Genomic DNA, 5,754 nt, shown 5'->3' with positions numbered 1-5,754 from the left:
TTCACCACGTAGTCACTTCCTAAATATTTATTAATAGTTTTGGCTTTTGCCGGGGACTCAACTATTACGAGAGCTTTACCCATATTTACCTTTACCTAATTTATTTCTTCTAAAAAGAAGTCTTTTATCTCGCCGTGCCGCGGCAATTCGTGTCTCTTTTTTTATATTGCGGCAGTCTGGCAAGAGATCAACAGATTTTTTTCTTTTGGTTGCCCAACTGCTCAACCTGAACGCAAGTTGTTGATCCTGCCTGCTATTCACCCATGCCCCAGAAGTATGGCTGTGTGAGTTTTATTCATGGCGTAAACAAAACCTTCCACCCGACGCCGCAAAATCCCACACTGTACCTGATAAAAAGCGTCACGCAACCTAATTAGCATGGAAAGTCCGATTTCGCCAACCGGCGGCCGCCCTTGGCCATCCAGACGGCAAATAAACCTTAGTCGGTTTGCGGATAAAAGCGAACCGGCGTTAGAATATGCGCAGAGTTTTTTGTTTGGAGTCTAATAAATGCGCACGAATACTGCACCTATCGGCCGCGAGGCCCTGCTGGCGGAAGCAAATAACATCATCCGCCAACACGAAGATTATCTGCACGGCATGATCGCCACCGACGTTGAACAAAAAAGCGGCGTTTTAGTTTTTCGCGGCGAATACTTTTTGGATGCCGATGGATTGCCCACCGCCAAAACCACCGCGGTATTTAATATGTTTAAGCATTTGGCTCACCTGCTTTCGGAAAAATACCACCTGGTCGATTAAGACAAGAAAACGGGGGCGCCTGGCCCCCGTTGATTCACGCTCTCGTTGCCGTTACAACAACGGCTTTTCCCCACGCTGCCACCAGCGCAGCAGCAAACGATCGACGCTTTCCGCCGCACTGCCGGTGAAGCGATCCATCAGGCGTTTGCGGCGCGTATAGCGCACGGCGATCACTTCGTGGTTATCCAGCTCGGCGATCAGCAAATCATCGCTGGTGCCGATGGCGTCGACCAGGCCCTTCTCTTTCGCCTGTGAACCGAACCAGTGCTCACCGGTGGCGACGCTGTCGATATCGAGCGACGGGCGCTGCTCATGCACGAAGCGCTTGAACAGTTCGTGGGTTTCGTTCAAATCTTCGCGGAACTTCTCGCGCCCCTGTTCGGTGTTTTCACCGAACAGCGTCAGCGTGCGTTTAAACTGCCCGGCGGTGTGCAACTCCACGTCGATGTCGTTCTTCTTCAGCAGACGGTGGAAGTTCGGGATCTGCGCCACCACGCCGATGGAGCCGATGATGGCGAACGGCGCCGCCACGATGCGATCCGCGACGCAGGCCATCATGTAGCCGCCGCTGGCCGCCACTTTATCCACCGCTACCGTCAGGCGAATGCCGCCTTTGCGCAGGCGCTCCAACTGCGAAGCCGCCAGGCCGTAGCCGTGCACCACCCCGCCAGGGCTTTCCAGGCGCAACAGAACTTCATCCTGCGCCGACGCCACCGCCAACACCGCCGAGATCTCTTCGCGCAGCGAGGTGACCTCGTGCGCGTCCATGCTGCCCTTGAAATCCAGCACATACAGGCACGGCTTGGCCACTTCCACCGCGCCGGACTTAGCGCGCTGCTTCTTCAATTTGTCATCAGATTTGGTCTGCTTCTTGAACTGTTTCAGCCAAACCTTCTGCTCGGCGGCATCCATGCGCGCCAGGCGCATATCGCGCTGCATCTCGCGATACTGTTCGCCGAGATCGGTCAGCTGCAGCTCCCCTTTCTGGCGGCTCTTGCGTTGCCCCAAACTGACCGCCAGGATGGCCAACGCGGCGATGGCGAGCACCACCGTGGCGACCTTGGCCAGAAACAGGCCATAAACAGATATAAACTCCACAGATTCCGCCTTTATTTACAGGTTGTTAGTATGCTTATTTCCATTTTAGCCAACCGCAGCGGCTGCTGTCGCGGCTAAATGAAAATTCATTGCGCACAGAGCATCACTATGGGGACGATTTACGGCCGAACCAAGCCGCCACCGCCGCGCTTTTGTTACAAAAGAATGCCATTTCAGCCTGCTACGCATTGAAAATGCCTGCGGATTAAGGCATATAACACCCATTATTCATCAATATGATGAGACGGATTCGCTGCGCGGCCCGCAGACGGTCGAGCCTTCGCTCCCGCCCCGGCCGCGCGTTTCACCCTTGCTCCCCGATATCCGCGGGAGAACAGCCACCCAGGCGAGGATTTATCGTGCATTACCAACCCAAACAAGATCTGCTCGAACAACGTATCATTTTGGTCACCGGCGCCGGCGACGGCATCGGCCGCGAAGCGGCGCTGACCTACGCGCGCTTCGGCGCCCAGTTGGTGCTGCTGGGGCGCACCGAGAGCAAACTGCTGGCGGTACAACAAGAGATCGCAGCCCTGGGCGGCGCCCCGGCCCTGGTGGTCACGCTGGACTTGCTGCACGCCACTCAGGAGCAATGCCGGCAGATAGCCGACGATCTGGCGCGCCAGATCCCCCGCCTTGACGGCGTGTTGCACAACGCCGGCCTGCTCGGCGACATCGCGCCGATGGCCGACCTGTCGATAACCATGTGGCAAGAAGTGATGCAGGTTAACGTCAACGCCACCTTTATGCTGACTCAGGCGCTGCTGCCGCTGCTGCTGAAATCCCACGCCGGTTCACTGGTGTTCACCAGCTCCAGCGTCGGGCGTACCGGCCGCGCAGACTGGGGTGCCTATGCAGTGTCGAAGTTCGCCACCGAGGGCATGATGCAGGTGTTGGCCGACGAGTACAAAAACCGCAATCTGCGGGTGAATTGCATCAATCCGGGCGGCACCCGCACCAAAATGCGCGCATCCGCCTTCCCGCACGAAGACAAGAACAAGCTGAAAACCCCGGCCGATATCATGCCGCTGTATCTGTATTTGATGGGCGAAGACAGTCGCCGCAAAACCGGCATGAGCTTCGACGCGCAGCCGAACCGCAAACCCGGCGCAGCCGAATAATCAGGAGCGTTTCATGGCGGAAGATCGTCATCAACAGCGCCAGCAGCGCTTGAAAGAACAGGTCGATGCGCGCATCGCCGCGGCGCAGGACACCCGCGGCCTGCTGCTGGTGTTTACCGGCAACGGCAAAGGTAAAACCACCGCCGCCTTCGGCACCGTCACCCGCGCGGTCGGCCACGGCATGCGCGCCGGGGTGATCCAGTTCATCAAGGGCGAATGGCCCAATGGCGAAAAGAATCTGCTGCAGCAACACGGCGTTGAATTTCAGGTGATGGCCACCGGTTTCACCTGGGAAACGCAAAACAAGGCCGGCGACACCGCCGCCTGCCAGGCGGTGTGGCAGCACGGCAAACGCATGCTGGCCGACAGCGGCCTGGATCTGGTGCTGCTGGATGAAGTGACCTACATGCTGACCTACGGCTATCTGGAACTGGAAGAGCTGAAGGAAGCGCTCCTGCAACGCCCTGCGCATCAAACGGTGATCCTGACCGGGCGCGGCTGCCATCGCGATCTGCTGGAACTGGCGGATACGGTCACGGAGATGCGGCCGGTGAAACACGCATTCGACGCGGGCGTGAAGGCGCAACAGGGGATCGATTGGTAACAAAACGTTCTGGCCCCGAACGGGGCCAGAATGGCGGGATTAGCTGCGTTTGCTTGGCTTGCCCGGTTTGCTGCCTGGCGCACTGCGGCGGCCGCTGCCGGCCACCTGCGAGTGGCGCTTGACCGCACGGCGGATCTGGTTGGCCTTCACGCGGCGGCGCTCACGCTCCACCGGCATTTTGCTGACCGTTTCCGGTTTCAACTCCACCAGCTCGCGCAGGTAGTTGATCGCCGGCAGATCCAGTTCGGCCCAGCCGCCGCGCGGCAGGCCTTTCGGCAGATCGATGTCGCCGTAACGCACGCGGATCAGGCGGCTCACCTGCACGCCCACCGCTTCCCACAGGCGACGCACTTCACGGTTGCGGCCTTCGGTCAGGGTCACATTGTACCACTGGTTGAGGCCTTCACCGCCCTGGAAGCTGATGGTGCGGAAGGCGGCCGGGCCGTCTTCCAATTGCACGCCTTTGCTCAGCTGCTTCACTTTCGCATCGTCAACCTGGCCGAACACTCGCACCGCGTACTCGCGCTCCACTTCACGGCTCGGGTGCATCAGACGGTTGGCCAGTTCGCCATCGGTGGTGAACAGCAGCAGACCGGAGGTGTTGACGTCCAGGCGCCCTACCGCCACCCAGCGTGAACCGCGCAGCTTCGGCAAGCGATCGAACACCGTCGGGCGGCCTTCAGGATCGCTGCGGGTACACAGCTCGCCTTCCGGTTTGTAGTAAGCCAGCACCCGGCAAACCACCTCTTCGGACTCTTTGATCGACAGGACATGACCGTCCAGACGAATTTTCATCGCCGGCGTCACTTCAACGCGATCGCCGAGCTTGGCGACCTTGCCGTCGACGCTGACGCGCCCGGCTTCAATCATGGTTTCGATTTCACGACGCGAGCCATGCCCGGCGCGCGCTAAAACTTTCTGTAACTTTTCGCTCATTGAGCAACCTCTAATGTCGCCTTCACAGGCGTCGGGGGGATACCGCCGCGGCCAAGCGCCACAACGGTCATAATACATTTATCAGGATCGAACCGCGCATTATACAGGCTTTCTAAGGTGTTGAAACCCACTTTATCGGCGGTGGCCCCCTTCAGACGGCGTTCACGGCGCCAAAAAATCCTCCACCGCCCACAGCACCGCGTCAGGCCGTTCCAGAATGCCGAGGTGCGTGCGGGCCTCCCCTAAACGCACCACGGAGAAAAACGGCTGCTCGGCGGCAAACGCCTGCTGTTGCCGCAGATAGTCGTCGCGGCGATCCAACGAGTAGACGTGCCGACACGGCGGCGGCGCGCTCATGCCCGCCAGGCGTTGCAGCGGCGAACCGAATTGCCGGTAGGCCTGTTCGATGGCTACGCCGGCGGCACGCCAGAGCCGGTAATCTTCCTGCGCCATCTCGACCTCCAGATGGCGTTTGACCCGATCGTGGCGGATGCCGCCCTGCCAGAAGTCGAACAAGGCGTCGCGCGCCGCCAGCCACTGCTGCGGCTGCTGCATGCGGCTCACCGCCGTAAAGAACGCCGGCTCCGGCTGCGTCATGATCCAGTCGAGAAACACCATGCCCCGCACCCGCTGCGGCAACGCTTCGGCCAACGCCACCGCCAGCCAGCTGGCGTGCGCCACCGACAGGGTGACCGCGTTATCCAAACGCAGCGCCGTCAGCAGTTGGCGCACATCCTCCAGCAAGTCGTCCGCCGTCAGCGACATCTCCGTGGCTTTTGACGACAGGCCATGGCCGCGCCAGTCGATGCTGATCACCCGATAACGTTCGGCCGCCAGAGCGATGAACGGCTCAAACACGGTTTTCGGTTCGCACCAGCCGGGCAGCAACACCAACGTGAGCGGCCCTGAGCCGATATCCTGATAGTCGAGCATCATGTTGGCACTGTGAAATGCGGTCATATTACCTCCTGCGCGTCTCTCCCCGACCCGTTCGGGGAATACCGACGGGGATAAGGTGACAGCGCAGCAGGTATTGATCTATTGAAGTTCGTGCGGAAAGTCCCCTGGGCGCACCTTATGAAAAAATGCGCACTAATTGGAATGGGAACTTAATGGCGCACGCAGGGATAGGCGGCGCTTAACGCCAGCATGATCACCGACGGTGCGGAATAATGCAGTTGCTCAGGATGCTCGTTCAAATACTGCATCACCGCGTCGGCGGCTACGCCGATG

The 5,754-nt window shown here is 59.5% G+C and carries 7 protein-coding genes and 1 pseudogene; 3 read left to right on the top strand and 5 right to left on the bottom strand.

The window, feature by feature from the left end:
* Window positions 1-83 (bottom strand): annotated as a pseudogene (locus ADK28_RS33520) (toprim domain-containing protein); the annotation flags it as partial.
* Between the two features lie 427 nt (window positions 84-510).
* Here ADK28_RS33520 and ADK28_RS02120 point away from each other — a divergent pair.
* The gene (locus ADK28_RS02120) at window positions 511-762 is read left to right on the top strand and encodes a YciN family protein (RefSeq protein ID WP_004930700.1); all 252 of its coding nucleotides are present in this window, start codon (window positions 511-513) and stop codon (window positions 760-762) included.
* A 51-nt stretch (window positions 763-813) separates the two neighbouring features.
* Here ADK28_RS02120 and sohB read toward each other — a convergent pair whose 3' ends face one another.
* The gene (gene sohB / locus ADK28_RS02115) at window positions 814-1,860 is read right to left on the bottom strand and encodes a protease SohB (protein WP_016927527.1); all 1,047 of its coding nucleotides are present in this window, start codon (window positions 1,858-1,860) and stop codon (window positions 814-816) included.
* Window positions 1,861-2,219: 359 nt separating this feature from the next.
* Here sohB and ADK28_RS02110 point away from each other — a divergent pair, with 359 nt between their 5' ends.
* Both ADK28_RS02110 and cobO read left to right on the top strand, forming a co-directional pair.
* Window positions 2,220-2,981, top strand: a complete 762-nt coding sequence (locus tag ADK28_RS02110) for a YciK family oxidoreductase (RefSeq protein WP_016927526.1) — start codon at window positions 2,220-2,222, stop codon at window positions 2,979-2,981.
* A 13-nt stretch (window positions 2,982-2,994) separates the two neighbouring features.
* Window positions 2,995-3,585 (top strand): cob(I)yrinic acid a,c-diamide adenosyltransferase, encoded by a 591-nt coding sequence (gene cobO / locus ADK28_RS02105; RefSeq protein WP_016927525.1) that lies wholly within the window; start codon window positions 2,995-2,997, stop codon window positions 3,583-3,585.
* Between the two features lie 39 nt (window positions 3,586-3,624).
* Here cobO and rluB read toward each other — a convergent pair whose 3' ends face one another.
* The 3 genes from rluB to ADK28_RS32825 form a co-directional block, all read right to left on the bottom strand.
* Window positions 3,625-4,521 (bottom strand): 23S rRNA pseudouridine(2605) synthase RluB, encoded by an 897-nt coding sequence (gene rluB / locus ADK28_RS02100; protein WP_015378049.1) that lies wholly within the window; start codon window positions 4,519-4,521, stop codon window positions 3,625-3,627.
* Window positions 4,522-4,683: 162 nt separating this feature from the next.
* Window positions 4,684-5,481, bottom strand: a complete 798-nt coding sequence (locus tag ADK28_RS02095) for an alpha/beta fold hydrolase (protein ID WP_048794757.1) — start codon at window positions 5,479-5,481, stop codon at window positions 4,684-4,686.
* Window positions 5,482-5,630: 149 nt separating this feature from the next.
* Window positions 5,631-5,754 (bottom strand): Rap1a/Tai family immunity protein (locus tag ADK28_RS32825; RefSeq protein WP_343286234.1); only part of this gene is annotated, 124 nt, incomplete at its 5' end.

Origin of the sequence: Serratia sp. 506_PEND, from assembly GCF_001076875.1 — a bacterium.
Taxonomy (GTDB): Bacteria; Pseudomonadota; Gammaproteobacteria; order Enterobacterales; family Enterobacteriaceae; genus Serratia; species Serratia marcescens.
Note: the sequence above shows the minus strand (reverse complement) of the source record. Positions and strands in the feature narration are given on the sequence as shown.